The following is a 17703-nucleotide window of genomic DNA, read 5'->3' on the forward strand; positions in this document are numbered from 1 at the left end:
AAAAATATAATAAGCAGAATAGCAAAACAGGAGGATTCGGATGGAACAGCTAAAAAAAGCAGTCAGAAAAAGTGTAACAGGGAGGAAGATGTCGGACCAGTTTTATGTGGACGGTGATGTAAATGTGCCGGATGACAAAGGTGACGTGGGACGAATCGTGTACAGTCAGGGGATGCTCCGGGTGGAAGATATGAAACAGTCCGGCAGTTATGTGCGGGTGTCCGGGCGCATTCAATACCAGATTCTTTATCTTGCCGGTGGAGATGATGGTGGCATCAGTGTGCTCCAGGGAAAACTCCCATTTGAGGAAATGGTGTATGCAGAGGAAGAAGTGCTCGGAATGCTGTGGATGAAAGAGAGCAGTGTAGAATTAACAGTAACGATCGTACACGCAAGAAAACTCAGGCTTCGTGCTATGGCAGAACTTGAGATTATTTCCCAGGGAGAGGAAGAACAGTATCTGACGCTGGATGTAGAAGAAGAGGAAGGGTTGTGCAGACGCTGGAAGAATGTAGAAATCCTGACGCTTCATAAGAGCTGCCGTGAATCATTCCGGATTAAAGAAAAGTGTGCTCTTCCGAAACAATCGGATCCTGTGGGAAAGGTGCTGTTTACCGATATTACACAGAAACGGACTGAGATTCGACTGATATCCGATGCATTGCAGATGCGTGGAGAACTGTCAATCTTTGTACTGTATGAATCGACGGAGGGAAAGCTTGGCTGGACAGAACAGGCGGTGCCTTATGAAGGAAAAATCGACTGTTATGGTGTGGATGAGACAATGTATTATCAGGCAGAGCCAAAAATCGTGGATGCGATGGTGGATGTGAAACTGGATGAGGATGGAGAACTGCGGATCTTTGAAATAGAAGCAGTCATGGAAGTATGTGCGGTTGTGTATGGCGAGGAACAGGCGGATGTGCTGGAAGATATGTATTCGTTAAAAGAGCAGGTCACACTGGAAAAAGAAGAGATAGAACTGTCAGAGCTTGTGATGCAGAAAGCATGTGAGTATTCAATGACAGAACAGATCCAGGTCCCGGAGCTTGATGACCAGGTGCTGCAGATCTGTCATACATCCGGAAAAGTCAGAATCGAGCACACGGAGATCGTGGCAGATGGGATTATGTGCGAAGGGATTTTGCAGATCGGTTTCCTGTACATTCGGGCAGATGATGCAGAGCCATTTGAAATCTGGCAGGGTATGGTGCCATTTACCTATGTGGCAGAATGCAGAAGTGCAGAGGCGGGAATGGAATATGAGCTCCAGAGCACTTGCGGACAGCCGGTGGTCAGTCTGCTGGGAAATGGTGAGGCTGAGATCAAGCCGTGCTGGAGTTTCAGATTTTTTTGAAACGCAGAGAAATGGTGTCGAACATCTGTGAGATCCACACAGAACCGTTGGATAAAAAAGCACTTTCGGAGGCGCCGGGGATTGTTGGTTATGTAATGAAAAATGGGGATAAATTGTGGGATCTTGCCAGAAAATATCATACGACGGAGAAGCGTATCCGAGAGGTAAATGAAATTGGCGAGGGAGAGCCGAAAACAGGCGAAAAAATATTGATTTTCAAGGAAAATCTGGGTATACTGTAGGAAGGAATTTTGTATACAAGATACAAGGAGAATACAATGGATAAATTAGAGTTGAAAGCACTGGGAAAGCTAAATCTCGGTCTTGATATTCTGGGACAGATGGAGAATGGATATCACGAGGTGCGGATGGTGATGCAGACCGTGTATCTCTATGATCGGGTGCTCTTGGAAAAGACGGAGGGGGATGAGATTCAGATTCGGAGTAATCTGGCTTATCTTCCGAATAATGAGAATAACATTGCATATAAGGCAGCAGCAATTTTAAAGGAAGAATTTCATATCAAAGGAGGTATCCGCATTACGCTGGAGAAGCATATTCCGGTGGCAGCAGGTATGGCCGGCGGAAGTGCTGATGCGGCAGCGGTGCTCTTTGGTATGAATCGGATGTATCACTTACGCCTGTCGGAAGAAGCGTTAAAGGAGCGGGGCGTGAAGCTGGGAGCTGATGTGCCATACTGCATTATGCGTGGAAGCGTACTGGCAGAGGGGATCGGAGAAGTGCTGACACCACTTCCGCCATGCCCGAGATGCTATATCCTGATTGCAAAGCCACCGCTGTCTGCGTCCACAGAAAAAGTATATGCCAGATATGATGCGCTGGAGCATGTCGATCATCCGGATCTCGAACGTGTGATCCGCGGACTGGAGCAGAGCGATATCAGAGAAGTGGCAGCAGGTATGGGTAATGTACTGGAGCAGGTTATGATACCGGAGTATCCGGTGATCGGAGAGATTAAGGAAATGATGCTGGAGACGGGAGCACTCGGAGCTATGATGAGCGGCAGTGGTCCGACGGTATTTGGCATTTATAAGACAAGAGGTGCAGCTAAGGAAGGTGCCCGCAAGATAAAGAGCAGAGGTCTGGCAAGACAGGTGTATGTGACCAATGTTCACAATGTAAGGAGGAAGCCATGAAAGAACCCAATTTTGAAGTGACTATGAACGAATATCTGCCACTTCGCGACGTAGTGTTTAATACACTGCGGCAGGCGATTTTAAGAGGCGAACTGAAGCCCGGCGAGAGGCTGATGGAGATCCAGCTTGCGAATAAGCTTGGAGTCAGCCGGACACCGATCCGGGAGGCAATCCGTAAGCTTGAGCTGGAAGGTCTGGTGCTGATGATCCCGAGAAGGGGAGCTGAGGTGGCAGAGATTACAGAACAGAATCTGCGGGATGTGCTGGAAGTGAGAGAGGCACTGGAAGAACTGTCTGTGAAGCTTGCATGTGAACATGCTACACAGGCGCAGATTGAGGAGATGAAACAGGCGGCACAGGTATTTAAAGAGAGTCTGAGCGGAGATGATGTAACAAGAATTGCAGAGGCAGATGTGGCATTTCATGATGCGATTAATATGGCGACAGATAATCAGAAACTGATCCAGATTCTGAATAATCTGCGGGAGCAGATGTACCGTTACCGGGTAGAATATCTGAAGAATAACGAAGTGTACGAGCAGCTCCTTGAAGAGCATGAGTTCCTGATCCAGGCAGTAATAAAACATGACAAGGCACAGGCAAAGGACATTATTTGCAGGCACATTGATAATCAGGAAAAGGCGATTGCAGAATTTATCCGCAATAAAAAGAGCGGGCGCGATTAAAGACGGAACAATATGTATATACTCCTAACAGAAGGGAGTGTGTACATAATGGAACACTATTATAACAATTATAGAAAACAACAGAAAGAGCGAGAAAGAATCATGCAGAGCGGTTGTCTGATCTTTGCAGTTTTCATGGCTATGATGCTGACTGCATGGCTTGTGTGGCAGCGCGGTATGCTGGTGGAAGCGAGGACAGAAGCCGCCACAGAAAGCCTGGCGGGACAGGTTCTGAGACTTCATGTACTGGCAGACAGCGACAGTCTGCGAGACCAGCAGATCAAGATGCAGGTAAAGGAAGAAGTTGTGGCATGGCTGCATGAGAACCGGCCGGAGGATGCAGACAGGAAAGAAATGGAAGTATTTATCGGGGAGCATCTTACGGAGATTAAGGAGCTGGCACAGGAGACAGTACGACGGGCAGGAAGTTCAGATACGGTTACGGCAGAGCTTACGAGAGATGAATTTCCGGAGAAAACCTACGGAACACTTACATTTCCGGAAGGTGAATACGAAGCACTGCGCATACGGATTGGTAGCGGGGAAGGTCACAACTGGTGGTGTTGCCTGTATCCGGGGCTCTGCTTTACGGATGCGGTGCATGTGGAAGCGGATAAGAAGGACATGCAGGAACTCAGGACACTGGTTGATGAGGATGCCTATGAGATGGTAACCTGTACATCCGACTTTCGGATCAAATGGTTCTTTTTCGGAGGATACGAAGGAGACAGATAACGTGTATTATACATTTGACAGCAGGATCAGATACAGCGAGATCGATCATCACCGGACGATCACACTGCCGGGAATTATCAATTATTTTCAGGATTGCAGTACCTTTCAGTCAGAAGACATCGGTTATGGCGTAGAACGTTTTCAGACAGAAGGAAAGGCATGGGTACTGTCTTACTGGCAGGTCGTAGTCGAGCGTTACCCAAAGATCGGAGAACGGGTAAAGGTGAGCACATGGGCCACCAGTTTCAAAGGAATTCTGGCAGAGCGTAATTTCCAGATGGTGGATGAGTCTGGTCAGGCTGTGGCTTATGCCAATTCGGTATGGACATTTATGGATAAGCAAAAAGGTCGCCCGGTTAAGCCGGGACAGGATGAGATTGATGCATATGGGATGGAAGCGCCGCTTGAGATGCATTATGAGCCACGCAAGATTCGTCTGCCGGAAAAGATGACAGACGGAGAGACATTCAAAGTGCGCAAGTATCACATTGATACGAATGAACATGTGAATAACTGTCAGTATGTACAGATGGCGCTGGAAGCTGTAGAGAAAGAACTGAACGTTCATCAGGTTCGTGTGGAGTATAAGCACTCAGCAGTGTATAATGACAGTATCCTGCCGAGGGTGGCAGAAGAAGATAACCGTACGGTAGTAGAACTGTGTGATCCGGAAGGACACATCTATGCCGTAGTAGAATTTACAGGAGAATAAAGAATGACGATAGAACAGAATCTTGGAAAACGAGTTACCTTAATGGTAGTAAAAAAAGTAGAATTTGGTGTATATCTGGGAACCGATGATGATAAGGTGCTGCTTCCGGGCAAACAGGTGCCGGAAGGCATCGAGATCGGTGATCCGATAGAAGTATTTATCTATAAGGATTCACAGGACAGACTGATCGCGACGACAGCAGAGCCGAAGATCACATTAGGTGAAGTGAAAGCACTTACGGTAGCAGATACCGGACGCATCGGTGCGTTCTTAGACTGGGGACTGGAGAAGGATTTGCTGCTCCCATTCCGCGAGCAGACGGCAAAGCTGAAAAAGGGAGAGGAGTGTCTGGTCGGACTCTATGTGGACAAGTCCGGCAGACTCTGTGCAACTATGAAGGTATATGAGATGCTGCGCAAGGACTCTCCTTATAAGAAAGATGACAAGGTGCAGGGCATCATTTACGAACATAGTGATAATTTCGGATGGTTTGTAGCAGTAGATGACCAGTATTGCGCACTGATCCCGAAGCGTGAAGCCTATGGTAAATTCCATGTGGGTGAGCGTGTAGAAGCGAGAGTAGCAGGTGTGAAGTCAGATGGTAAGCTGGATCTCAGTGTCCGTGAGAAAGCATTTATCCAGATGGATGTCGATGCGGAGAAGATCCTGAAGGATATGAACAGCCGTGGAGGTGGATATCCATTTACGGATAAGGCAGATGCGGAGACGATCAAGCGTGAGACCGGACTCAGCAGAAATGCGTTTAAGCGCGCAGTAGGAAGACTGCTGAAGGCAGGTAAGATCGAGATTACACCGGATGGCATCCGGGCAAAATAAGGCACAAGCCGACACAGAAGAAAGCAGGAAAATGGAATGGCATTTGCACATTTACATGTCCATACAGAGTACAGTCTGCTGGACGGTTCCAATAAAATTAAAGAATGTGTAGCACGAGTAAAAGAACTTGGCATGAACAGTGTGGCGATCACAGACCATGGTGTGATGTATGGAGTGATTGATTTCTACCGTGCGGCGAAGGCAGCAGGGATTCATCCGGTTCTTGGAAGCGAGGTCTATGTGGCACCGGGCTCCAGATTCAGCAAAGAGCCGGGACAGGGCAATGAAGATCGCTATTATCACCTGGTGCTGCTGGCAGAGAATGACACAGGCTATCACAATCTGATGAAAATCGTGTCCCGGGGATTTACCGAGGGCTATTATTACAAGCCAAGAGTAGACCTGGAGGTGCTGGAAGAGTTTCACGAGGGCATTATTGCGCTGAGTGCGTGTCTGGCAGGAGAAGTGCAGAGATACGTGGCGCGCGGACTCTACGAAGAGGGTAAAGAAGCAGCACTGAGATACGAGCACATTTTCGGAAAGGGGAATTTCTTTCTGGAGCTTCAGGATCATGGAATTGCGGAGCAGCAACTGGTGAATCAGGGTTTGCTGCGCATGAGCAGGGAGACAGGGATTCCGCTGGTTGCAACGAATGACGTGCATTATACGTATGCGGATGATGTGAAGCCGCACGACATTCTGCTGTGTCTGCAGACCGGTAAGAAACTGGCAGACGAAGACCGTATGCGTTACGAGGGCGGACAGTATTACATTAAGTCCGAAGAAGAGATGAAGGCGCTGTTTCCATATGCGCTGGAAGCACTCGAAAATACTCAGAAGATCGCAGACCGTTGTCAGGTGGAGATTGAATTCGGTGTGACAAAGCTTCCGAAATATGACGTGCCGGACGGCTGGACATCCTGGGAGTACCTGAATAAGCTCTGCCATGAAGGACTGGCGGAGCGCTATCAGCCGGTGTCAGAAGAACTGACGACAAGGCTGGATTATGAATTATCGGTTATTAAGACCATGGGATATGTGGATTATTTCCTGATCGTGTGGGATTTTATCAAATATGCAAAGGATCATGGCATCATGGTAGGACCGGGGCGTGGCTCCGCTGCCGGAAGTCTTGTCTCTTACTGTCTGGGGATCACGACCATCGATCCGATCCGGTATCAGCTGCTCTTTGAGCGGTTCCTGAATCCGGAGCGTGTATCCATGCCTGATATTGACGTGGACTTTGAACCAGAGGGCAGACAGGCGATGATCGAGTATGTCAGCCGTAAATACGGTGCCGACTGTGTGGTGCAGATCGTAACCTTTGGTACGCTGGCAGCACGTGGCGTGATCCGTGATGTGGGACGTGTGATGGATCTTCCATATGCGTTCGTGGACAGTATTGCGAAAATGGTGCCACAGGAGTTAAATATCACACTGGATAAGGCACTTGCGGCCAATGGAGAGTTCCGCAAGCTGTATCAGGAAGACGAGCAGGTCCAGGAACTTGTGGATATGTCCAAACGTCTGGAAGGTCTTCCGAGACATACGTCCATGCATGCGGCGGGCGTCGTGATCAGTCAGAAGTCGGTGGATGAATACGTGCCGTTGTCTTTGGGATCAGACGGTGCAGTGGTAACGCAGTTTACCATGACGACACTGGAGGAACTGGGACTTCTGAAAATGGACTTTCTGGGACTCCGCAACCTGACGGTGATCCGTGATGCAGTGGAGATGATCGGGAAGGATACAGGAAAGGCACTGGATCTGAACCAGATCGATTATGATGATAAAAAGGTACTGGATTATATCGGAACAGGTAAGACAGACGGTATCTTCCAGCTTGAAAGTGCGGGCATGAAGAGTTTCATGAAGGAACTGAAGCCTTACAGCCTGGAGGATATTATCGCGGGTATCGCGTTGTATCGTCCGGGACCGATGGACTTTATCCCGCAGTACATTAAAGGTAAGAATAACAGAGATGATATCATCTACGATTGTCCGCAGCTGGAATCGATCCTGGAACCGACTTACGGATGTATCGTCTACCAGGAACAGGTTATGCAGATCGTGCGTGATCTGGCGGGCTATACACTGGGACGAAGCGATCTGCTGCGCCGTGCTATGTCCAAGAAAAAGGGCGAGGTTATGCAGCGGGAGCGTCAGAACTTTGTATACGGCAATGAGGAAGAAGGCGTACCGGGCTGCATTAAGAATGGTATCGATGAAGCAACAGCGAATAAAATCTATGATGAGATGATCGACTTTGCAAAGTACGCATTTAACAAGTCGCATGCAGCGGCGTATGCAGTGGTATCTTATCAGACTGCATATTTGAAATACTACTATCCGGTAGAATTTATGGCAGCACTGCTGACTTCAGTCATAGATAATTCCGGTAAGGTGGCTGAGTATATCTATAGCTGCCGCCAGATGGGCATCCAGATCCTGCCGCCGGATATTAATAAAAGTGTGGGAACATTTTCGGTAGAGAACGGCAATATCCGTTTTGGTCTGACTGCAATTAAGAGCGTGGGACGACCGGTGATCCAGGCAATCATTGAAGAGCGGAAAGAGCGCGGTGAGTTTAAGCACCTGAAGGACTTTATCGAGCGCATGGGTGGCAGGGAAGTCAATAAGCGTACGATTGAGAACTTTATCAAGGCGGGCGTATTTGACAGCCTGGGCGGCACCCGTAAGCAGTTCATGATGATCTACATTCAGATCATGGATCAGGTCAATCAGGAGCGGAAATATTCCATGACCGGGCAGATGTCACTGTTTGATCTGGTGGATGATGAGCAGAAGAAAGAATTCGAGATTCCGCTTCCGAAAGTGGGAGAGTACGAGAAAGAGAATAAGCTTGCGTTCGAGAAAGAAGTACTTGGAGTTTATCTGACCGGACATCCGTTAGAGGATTACGAAGAGAAGTGGAAAAAGAGCATTTCCAGAACAACGCTGGACTTCCAGATTGATGACGAGACCGGAAGGTCAAGGGTTCGTGACGGAGCGAAGGAAATCGTTGGTGGTATGATTACCAATAAGACGATCAAATATACAAGGAATAACAAGACCATGGCGTTCCTGACCATCGAAGATCTAATGGGAACGGTAGAAGTTGTGGTATTTCCGAGAGACTATGAGCGCAATCAGAATTATCTGAACGAGGACAGTAAGGTTTTTGTAAAAGGTCGTGTGTCTGAAGAAGATGATGCGCCGAGCAAATTGATCTGCGAGACGATCATTCCGTTTGAACAGACAAAGAGAGAGTTGTGGATCCAGTACGGAGACAAGCTGGAATATGGGGAAGATGAACCACATCTCTTTGATATGCTTGGAGAGAGTGAGGGCAATGATACAGTGGTTATTTACTGTAAGAAAGAGCGTGCGATCAAGCGGCTTTCGGCAGGACGTAATGTGTGCGCGGAACCGGCACTGATCGTGAAGCTGAAGAACTATTATGGAGAAGACCGGATTAGAGTTGTGGAAAAGTCTATTGAAAGGTAGGGGGTACTGTGAATACAGAAGAATTAAGAAAAGCACCGATCGGAGTCTTTGATTCCGGCGTCGGAGGACTGACGGTAGCGAGGGAGATCATGCGTCAGCTTCCGGATGAGAATATCGTGTATTTTGGAGATACGGCAAGGCTGCCTTATGGAAGTAAGTCAAAGGAGTCGATCATCCGTTTTGCAAAGCAGATCATTCGTTTCCTGCAGACGAAAAAAGTAAAAGCAATCGTCATCGCATGTAATACGGCGACAGCACAGGCATTGGAAGCCGTGCAGAAGGAATGCGATACCCCGATCATTGGCGTGATCGAGCCGGGAGCACGGGCAGCGGTCAAAGAGACGAGAAATAAAAAGATCGGTGTAATCGGAACAGAGGGCACGATCCGCAGTAATATGTACACAAGAATTATTAAGGAAATGGATCCGGAGGCAGAAGTAGTCGGTAAAGCATGTCCGCTATTCGTGCCATTAGTGGAAGAAGGATTTGCCAAGCATCATGTTACCGAAGAAGTAATTGATATTTATCTGCGTGAGATCCGCGATTCGGAAGTGGATACCATGATTCTTGGATGTACCCATTACCCGTTATTGCGGTCAGCAATCATGCGTTATATGGGAGATCGGGTACACATTGTGAATCCGGCGTATGAGACAGCTATGGATCTGAAGAAGATTCTGGAAGAATGCGGTATCAGTCGCGGCGTAAACGAATTTAACAAGTACGAGTTCTATGTCAGTGATGCGGCAGAGAAATTCAAGCAATTTGCCAATTCCGTATTACCATATGATGTGGGAACGATCCGGCAGATTAATATCGAGGACTATTAGAGAAAGTATCAGGTGAACAGGTATGAAAAAGGATGTACTGATCAGTATTACAGGTCTGCATTATGGAGACTGGAATGCCGATGGAGAAGAAGCAGAACCGATCGAAGTCATCACTCCGGCTACGTATTATCTGAAGAATGGCAAACATTATGTGATTTATGATGAGATCGTAGAGGGGATGCCGGGGTCTATCCGTAATACGGTAAAGATTACCGGTGACAGCATGTTTGAGGTTACAAAAAACGGTCGCAGCGGAAGCAGGATGGTATTCGAGAAGGACAAGATGAATATGACGAATTACCAGACACCATACGGTGAGGTGCTGGTAGGTATCCATACGAGAGATATTCAGGTTCATGTGGAAGAAGAGAACATAGATGTCGAGATTTCCTATGGACTGGATGTAAATGAAGAAGCAGTATCGGAATGTCAGTTAAAGGTGAATATCCGAAGTGTGGGATAGAAAGAAGGTGAAGCTATGTTTTGTACGAAATGTGGGGAGCAGATTCCGGATGACGGAAAGTTCTGCCCCAAATGCGGTACATCGGTGGTGGAGGATGAGATTCCGGTGATACCACCATCAGGAAAAGAAAAGAAGCCATCGGATGTGAAGCATCCTCCGAAGAAGAAAAAGAAAAAATGGCCATGGATTGTGTTAATTATTCTGATTTTATTTATCATTGCTGTTGTGGCGATTGTAGTGGTGAAAAAACAGTCCGATAAGAAAGAGTACGAAGGTAAGCTTGTTAAGGCTGAAAAAAGCATGAAGGATCTTGATTATTCCAAGGCAAAAAAGGAATATCTGGATGCGATCAAGCTGAAACCGGAGAAGAGTAAGCCGTATCTGGGACTTGCTGATCTGTATATTATACAGGATAAGCCGGAAGAGGCACAGAAAGTACTGGAAAAAGCGGTCAAATATGTGGATAAAAGTGAGATTAAGGCGGTAGAGACCCGTTACCAGATCTATACATATCCGGAAAAGACATTGAAGAAAGAGGAAGGCAGCTGCGATGCTTCGGATGATCTTACCTGTGAGTATAAGAAGAATGCAGCTGGTGTGATCTGGGTAGAATCACTGCATGATCTGAAGGGTGTACTGAACTGGTATATAGCAGACTATGATAATGACGGCGAGGAAGAACTGCTGGTATTGACGCTGGATAATGCAAAGGAGTTCTCTCAGGACTATGATGACAGCATTGTGCGCAATGAAGTTGACCTGCAGATGTACGAGATGGAAGATGGGGAACTGAAGCTTCAGGCAACCTATGAAGGACTTATTCCGGTGCTTGGGTATGGAGACAAGGAGGATGATGGCATTTTCCTGAAGAAGAGTGACGACACGATCTATATCTGTGGCAGTTGTGTCAATGATGTCTATATGTATGCAAATGGAACGCTGATCAAGTCGTTTGTACTTACCTATACGGATGGAACATTCCAGGTACAGGCCGGACAGGAGAATCCGATTGCAGGCTCAGAGTGGTCCGGTGAAGCGGATGTGGCAAATCAGATGGCAGATCTGTTGGAACAGATCGGACTTCCTAAGGATGCAGATTGGATACGAAGCGATAATATGCCGGTGTTCCGCTTTATGGATCAGGCAGACCATACATTACTCCGTATTCACGGAGAAAATGAAGGTGGAGATCCTTATGCATATTTTGACACCGGAGATGTGTCAGCTCTTGGCAAGGTAAAGCTGGAGATTAAATACGGTGATATGCAGCCGCAGTACATATCTGATGACACGTTGGAAGATGATTCATCTACAGCGCAGACGCCGTCACAGAACAGTGCGCCGGATTACTATACGTTGTATGGCGGACTGCTGGATGAGGTGAATGCCGCATATGGAGAATACAATTATTATTATATCTATGATATTGACAATGACGGTGTAAAAGAACTTCTGCTGCAGGAAGGAACCTGTGAGGCAGATTATCAGTATTATATCTATACAATCGAGAACGGAGCTGCCGTGTATCTGGATACGATACCAGGTGGACACACCATGTTCTATGAAGATGCGAAAGGAGGAAGTGGCAATTCCATTCTGCAGCTTCAGGGTCATATGGGATATGAGATGATCAGCCGTATCACATTAAATAATGGTAAGGTATCTACGGAACTGTTATCTGAGAGAGAACTGGGCGAAAATGATGAGTATTTCGACAATGGTTTCCCGCTTCCGGGATCCAGTGTGACGGATAAGTCATATCTGAATTAAAATATAAAAGAGAAGGTTCGCAAAAACCTTCTCTTTTTAAATGTCATTATGAAATTATTTGTTACGAAGTCTTGCGAAGAAGCCTTTTTTCTTCTGTGGCGTCTCAAGTGAACCACGGATACCTCTTACGCCTGTGATATAGATACCGCTTACAGTAGCTTTGACTTCCTTCTTAACCGGGATCAGATCATAGATCTGTGTGTCGCACATCATGGTCATGATTCTCGGACCGATCTTAGCCTTAACAACCGGCACCTTGGAACGTCTCAGGTACTTTGGTGTGTTGTCAACGATGATCTGTGGGAAACCGGCATCTTTCAGCTTCATCTTCTTCTTATCAATGACCAGAAGACTGACCTGCTGTGCTGCTGCGGCTAACTGCTCCTGTTGTGCTTCTTGCTTTTTCTGCATACGATTGCCGAAGTAGTACAGAAGACCCAATGCAACGAGAACGATTGCTAATATGATTAATAAAATGATTGTACCTTTACTCACGGGAACCCTCCTAAATATGTATTCTGATCTGTGGTGAAACAGAATATACCTGTCTCGACTGAATCAATACATATTCTAACATCGTTTTTCTCTTAACGCAAGCAATTTACATGATTAGGGGGTTACTTTTATAAAAGAACCATTGTATAATGAAGCATTATCAGAGGAATAAGTTCTGAGAGTGCAGAGGTGAAGATATGATAGAGCTTTTGATGGATGGAATCCACCTGTCATTCTGGTGGATTATGGATCATCTGCTGATTATTAATATTATACTGTCTATATTGATTATTTTCTTCCAGAGGCGCAATCCGACGACTGTATGGACGTGGCTTCTGGTGCTTTATTTTATTCCGGGTCTCGGATTTATCCTGTACCTGGTGTTGGGACAGAATTTTCATAAAGATCGAATGTTTCGAATGAAGGAGATTGAAGGTCAGGTTAAATATGCCGTCCGCAAGCAGGGAGAATCCATCTATCGGCGGGAACTCAGGTTCAGAGATCCCGAGCTTGACAGGTACAGGCAGTTGATGCTATACAACTTGAATGCCTGTGAGGCGGTGCTTACAGATAATAATGACATTCGTATTTACACAGATGGTAAGGAGAAGTTCAAAGCACTTCTCTGGGAAATGGAACACGCCAGAAGTTATATTCATCTGCAATATTATATTATCAAGAGGGATGAATTGTGGAAGCAGATTGAGGAAGTGCTGATCCGTAAGGCGAGACAGGGCGTAGAGGTACGTGTGCTGTTTGATAGTATGGGGTGTCGCACCATGCATAATAAGGACTGGGAACGGCTGGAAGCAGAAGGCATCCATGTGGCAGAGTTCTTTCCGGCAGTACTTGGTAAATTGCAGCTCCGTGTAAATTATCGTAATCATCGTAAAATTGCAGTGATTGATGGGCGGATTGGTTTTGTTGGAGGATTCAATATCGGCAGGGAATATCTGGGCAGAGATCCGAAATCGGTTATTGGAGAGATACACATATCTGCCTGGAAGGCTCCGCAGTACTGTCGCTTGCCATTCGTTTTATTCTGGACTGGAACTATGCGGCATCAGAGAACCTTTTCCTGGATGACCGCCTGTTTGAGACACCGCACTTTGAACGCAACGGCAGGGAGCCGGTGCAGATCATATCCAGTGGACCGGACTCTCACAGCCAGGAGATCCGCGATAATTACCTGCATCTGATCCACCTGGCAAAGAAAAGCATCTGTATTCAGACACCATATTTTATACCGGATACCGATATTCTGGATGCACTTAAGATCGCGGCCAAGTCAGGTGTAGATGTGAGAATCATGATACCATGCAAGCCGGATCATCCATTTGTATACTGGGCAACGTACTCTTATCTTGGGGAGATGATAGAAGCAGGTGCCAAATGCTATACTTATGATAATGGATTCCTGCACGCCAAGTGTCTGTGCGTGGATGGACAGGTGACCTGTATGGGCACTGCGAATATGGATATTCGAAGCTTTGCACTGAACTTTGAGGTTAACGCGGTAATCTATAGTGCCAGAGTGACCAGACAGCTGGAACAGGCATTTCATAATGATATGGAGAAGTCCACGCTGGTTACACGCAAGATGTACCGGAACCGTGGCATGGTGATCCGGATCAAGGAACAGGTATCAAGGCTGCTGTCGCCGGTTTTATAAAGATTCTGTGAAAAAGGTTTTTTTGAAAAGTTAAATGTGATATACTTAAGAGCGTTTGATGAAAGAAAGTACGAGGTGTATTTATGAAAAAGAAATTAGCAATGTTAGTTGCAGGAACGCTTGCAGCATCTATGCTTTTGTCAGGATGTTCCAGCAATGACGCATCCAATGATTACGTAACAGTAGGTGGATATAAAGGTATCGAAGTAGACGACGTGGAAGAGCCGGCTGAAGTGACAGATGATGATGTCAATAATTACATTGAGGCAGTTCGCAATCAGTATGCTACTTCCGAGCAGATCACAGACCGAGGTGTTATCGCCGGAGATACGGTTAATATTGACTTTGTAGGTAAGATGAATGGAGAAGCATTTGACGGAGGAAGTTCTGAAGGATATGATCTTAAGATCGGATCAGGTTCTTTTATCGATGGATTTGAGGATTCTATTATCGGTCACACACCAGGTGAGACATTTGACTGGAATGGCAAGTTCCCGGATGATTACAGCAATAATCCGGATCTGGCAGGAAAGGATGTTACATTTACCATTACAGTTAATTACATTAATGGTGAGACGCAGCTTCCGGAACTGAACGATGAGTTCGTACAGGAAGTATCTGAGAAGTCTAAGACGGTCAAAGAGTATAAGAAAGAGATTAAAAAGCAGCTTACTGAGAGCAGCACGACAGACTATGATACACAGCTTCAGGATGAGGCATGGAATGCAGTACTTGAGAAGGCTGAAGTTAAGAAATATCCGGACGGAGACGTAGAGGATATTGAGAATCAGATCAAAGAGCAGTATCAGAATGCTGCAGATTCCTACGGACTGGGATTTGAAGACTTCCTGGCACAGTATTACAGCATGTCAGAGGATGACTTCAATAAGCAGGTCAAAGATGCAGCCAAAGAGACGGTAAAGCAGAGACTGGTAGCACAGGCAATCGCTGATAAAGAAAAGCTGACACCAAGCAAGAAGGAACTGAACAAAGAGTATAAGAAGCTGGCAGAGCAGTACGGATACGAAGATGTTGATGCATTGAAAGAGATCGCAAGCGAAGATACACTTAAGAATATCGTGATCACTAATAAAGTAAAAGACTTCCTGGCAGAGAATTGTATTCAGGTAAAGAGTGATAAGAAGTCTGATTCATCATCTTCATCAGATTCAAGTTCCAAATAAGAAAATAAGTGCGAATGATACAGGACTGTACACGAAAATAGTGTGCAGTCCTTTTTATAGCATTTATTTGGAATAAAATAACCCCTAAGCAGACGGGGTACGTTGTCTGCTTAGGGGCAATCCGTGTCCGGAACAGCATCACAGATAATTATTTGATTTCATCAAGGTCAAGATATCCGTGTGCTTCCAGTACATTCAGTACGGCACGTCCGTCCATGGTACCTTCCATAATACGACGGGCACGTACAGAATCTCCTACCTGATAGATGGCTACATCTGTATCATCGAATGCTTCTTTCAGCTCCGGAAGCAGTGGATTGTTTGCTTTCATACCAAGGCAGTTGAATCCAAGGTCAAATGCAAGCTCTGTAATTTCTCCGTTTGGAAGTTTTACAACAAATGAATTTTCCTTTACCTCCTGAAGAGCTGTATCCACATATTCTTTTACGCCATATTTGTCGTGCGTTTCACGCATAGAGCATTTTGTGATAGGATCGGCGAGCATACCAATCTGTGGCAGTATATCAACGATTGTACATTCTGCTCCACGTGGTGCAAAATATTCAATTACGTCAAGACCAACAGATCCACCACCGATTACTACGACTTTCTTTCCGTTGCAGACGTCATCAGGATATTTACCGTCATTTACATTATTGATCATGTCGAAGATGGTACTGACATTTCCTGCTTCCAGGTTTTCTTTCAGACCTTTTATCGGTGGAACAAGCGGAACAGAACCTGTTGCATTTACAATGATGTTTGGTTTGAACTTCTTGATCAGCTCAACATTGGCCTCTGTGTTCAGGAATGTATATAAGTTATCCAGCTTGGATGCACGGTTTTCCAGATATTTCGGAAAATCTTTCATACGTGTCTTGCTAGGCAAGTTGGAAATGAAGGAGGAAAGGCCGCCGATATGATCTTTCTTTTCAAGAAGGAAGACATTACATCCGACTTCAGCGGCTGTACAGGCAGCTTCCATACCTGCTGTACCTGCTCCGATGACTACTACATTACAGTTTTTATTAACTTTCAGTTTTTTATAAATGTCTCCTTCCGGAACGGCCGGGTTTACGGTACAGCGGATCGGACGGTTCACTCCGATACGGTTGCCTGCACATCCGACATTACAAGAGATACACTTACGGAGCATATCTTCTTCACCTGACTGTACTTTCTTTACCCAGTTTGGTTCAGCAATAAGACCACGTCCCATTCCGACGATATCTACATCACCGCTCTCGAGTACTTTTTCTACAATTTTAGGATCACGGTAGTTTCCGGTGTTGATTACAGGTTTGCCGAATTTATCTTTTACAGCTCTTGACATGTAGGAACGCCATCCATCTGGAAGGAAGTTTGAATCAATCTGATACTGAAGTGATGGATTCAATCCGCATGATACATCGTACATATCTACGAACTCATCAAGATATTCAAGATACTCTAATGTATCCTCCAGTGTATTTCCGCCAGGTACTCGTTCTTCGGCAGAAACACGAACGATGATCGGGAACCAAGGTCCGACTTCTTTTCTTACTGCCTCAAGGATCATACGAGGAAAACGAAGACGATTTTCTACAGATCCACCGAACTCGTCTGTTCTCTTGTTATAGTATGGAGAAATAAACTGGCTCATCAGGTAAGAATGTCCGCAGTGAATTTCTATTGCATCGAATCCGATTGCCTGAATACGCCTTGCTGCTTCTGCATATTTCTTAACGGTTGTCAAGATTTCTTCTTTTGTCATCGGGCGAGGAATCTCTCCGCCGGCTTTTGTTGGAACATTAGAAGAAGAAACAGTTTCCACTCCGGTTCTCGTTGAAGATGCGGATGCACCTGCATGGTTGATCTGAATTGCAACAGTTGCTCCATCCTTATGAAGACTTTCTACCAGCTGATAATAACGCGGCATATAACTGTCATGATCAATACGGATCTGGCTTGTACCATTTGATCCAACCGGATATTCTACGTTTGCATTTTCTAATATGATAAGACCAACGCCACCCTTTGCACGAAGTGAATAATAATTCATATGACGGTTGCTCATTTCTCCGTTTGCTTCACCATAATTTGTTCCCATTGGTGTCATTGCAATACGGTTGCGAATGGTTGTACGCTTTACGGTCAATGGTTCAAAAATATTTGGGTATTTTGTTTTCATGAAGTGTATCTCCTTACTTTAAATATATGGTTTATATGGGACTCTTTGTTTGTGACAAAATTATCATACTTCATTTTAACAATAACCACAAATACTAATTAATGGCAGAAATGATGCGTTTAAGCTAT

The 17703-nt window shown here is 45.7% G+C and carries 14 protein-coding genes and 1 pseudogene; 13 read left to right on the forward strand and 2 right to left on the reverse strand.

What is annotated here, in order from left to right:
* Positions 1-40: 40 nt before the first annotated feature.
* From DXA18_RS05065 to DXA18_RS05115, 11 genes are read left to right on the forward strand one after another with little or no spacing between them, the layout of a single operon-like run.
* A complete protein-coding gene (locus DXA18_RS05065) occupies positions 41-1357 on the forward strand; it encodes a DUF3794 domain-containing protein (protein ID WP_118382968.1) in 1317 nt (438 codons plus the stop codon).
* Positions 1354-1599 (forward strand): LysM peptidoglycan-binding domain-containing protein, encoded by a 246-nt coding sequence (locus DXA18_RS05070; protein WP_147345573.1) that lies wholly within the window; start codon positions 1354-1356, stop codon positions 1597-1599. The genes DXA18_RS05065 and DXA18_RS05070 overlap by 4 nt, the downstream gene beginning before the upstream one ends.
* Positions 1600-1635: 36 nt before the next feature.
* Positions 1636-2514 carry a 4-(cytidine 5'-diphospho)-2-C-methyl-D-erythritol kinase gene (ispE, locus tag DXA18_RS05075; RefSeq protein ID WP_118382970.1) on the forward strand — a complete coding sequence of 293 codons (879 nt, stop codon included), beginning with the start codon at positions 1636-1638 and terminating at the stop codon, positions 2512-2514.
* Positions 2511-3200: a GntR family transcriptional regulator gene (locus DXA18_RS05080; protein ID WP_118382971.1), complete on the forward strand. Its 690-nt coding sequence runs from the start codon at positions 2511-2513 to the stop codon at positions 3198-3200. Before ispE ends, DXA18_RS05080 begins: the two co-directional genes overlap by 4 nt.
* A gap of 48 nt (positions 3201-3248) precedes the next feature.
* Positions 3249-3935, forward strand: a complete 687-nt coding sequence (gene spoIIR, locus DXA18_RS05085) for a stage II sporulation protein R (RefSeq protein ID WP_158567090.1) — start codon at positions 3249-3251, stop codon at positions 3933-3935.
* A gap of 1 nt (position 3936) precedes the next feature.
* On the forward strand, positions 3937-4647 hold the full coding sequence (locus tag DXA18_RS05090) for an acyl-[acyl-carrier-protein] thioesterase (protein WP_118382973.1): 711 nt from the start codon (positions 3937-3939) through the stop codon (positions 4645-4647).
* A 3-nt stretch (positions 4648-4650) separates the two neighbouring features.
* Positions 4651-5484 carry a CvfB family protein gene (locus DXA18_RS05095; protein WP_118382974.1) on the forward strand — a complete coding sequence of 278 codons (834 nt, stop codon included), beginning with the start codon at positions 4651-4653 and terminating at the stop codon, positions 5482-5484.
* 36 nt (positions 5485-5520) lie between these two features.
* A complete protein-coding gene (locus DXA18_RS05100) occupies positions 5521-8991 on the forward strand; it encodes a DNA polymerase III subunit alpha (protein ID WP_118382975.1) in 3471 nt (1156 codons plus the stop codon).
* A gap of 8 nt (positions 8992-8999) precedes the next feature.
* Complete coding sequence (gene murI, locus DXA18_RS05105; RefSeq protein ID WP_118382976.1) at positions 9000-9821, forward strand: glutamate racemase; 822 nt, start codon at positions 9000-9002, stop codon at positions 9819-9821.
* 22 nt (positions 9822-9843) lie between these two features.
* A complete protein-coding gene (locus DXA18_RS05110; protein ID WP_118382977.1) occupies positions 9844-10284 on the forward strand; it encodes a DUF1934 domain-containing protein in 441 nt (146 codons plus the stop codon).
* A 15-nt stretch (positions 10285-10299) separates the two neighbouring features.
* Entirely contained in the window at positions 10300-12054 is a 1755-nt protein-coding gene (locus tag DXA18_RS05115; protein WP_118382978.1) for a zinc ribbon domain-containing protein, read from the forward strand.
* A gap of 54 nt (positions 12055-12108) precedes the next feature.
* Here DXA18_RS05115 and DXA18_RS05120 read toward each other — a convergent pair whose 3' ends face one another.
* The gene (locus tag DXA18_RS05120) at positions 12109-12549 is read right to left on the reverse strand and encodes a hypothetical protein (RefSeq protein WP_118382979.1); all 441 of its coding nucleotides are present in this window, start codon (positions 12547-12549) and stop codon (positions 12109-12111) included.
* A gap of 197 nt (positions 12550-12746) precedes the next feature.
* Between DXA18_RS05120 and cls the strand changes: the two are divergent.
* Positions 12747-14221, forward strand: a pseudogene (cls, locus tag DXA18_RS17315) (cardiolipin synthase).
* Between the two features lie 83 nt (positions 14222-14304).
* Positions 14305-15405, forward strand: a complete 1101-nt coding sequence (gene tig / locus DXA18_RS05130; RefSeq protein ID WP_118382980.1) for a trigger factor — start codon at positions 14305-14307, stop codon at positions 15403-15405.
* Between the two features lie 148 nt (positions 15406-15553).
* Here the strand turns inward: tig and DXA18_RS05135 are convergent, their stop codons facing one another.
* Complete coding sequence (locus DXA18_RS05135) at positions 15554-17575, reverse strand: oxidoreductase (protein ID WP_118382981.1); 2022 nt, start codon at positions 17573-17575, stop codon at positions 15554-15556.
* Positions 17576-17703 lie beyond the last annotated feature (128 nt).

The organism is Dorea sp. AM58-8 (genome assembly GCF_003464045.1).
In the GTDB taxonomy this organism is placed as follows: domain Bacteria; phylum Bacillota; class Clostridia; order Lachnospirales; family Lachnospiraceae; genus Claveliimonas; species Claveliimonas ammoniilytica.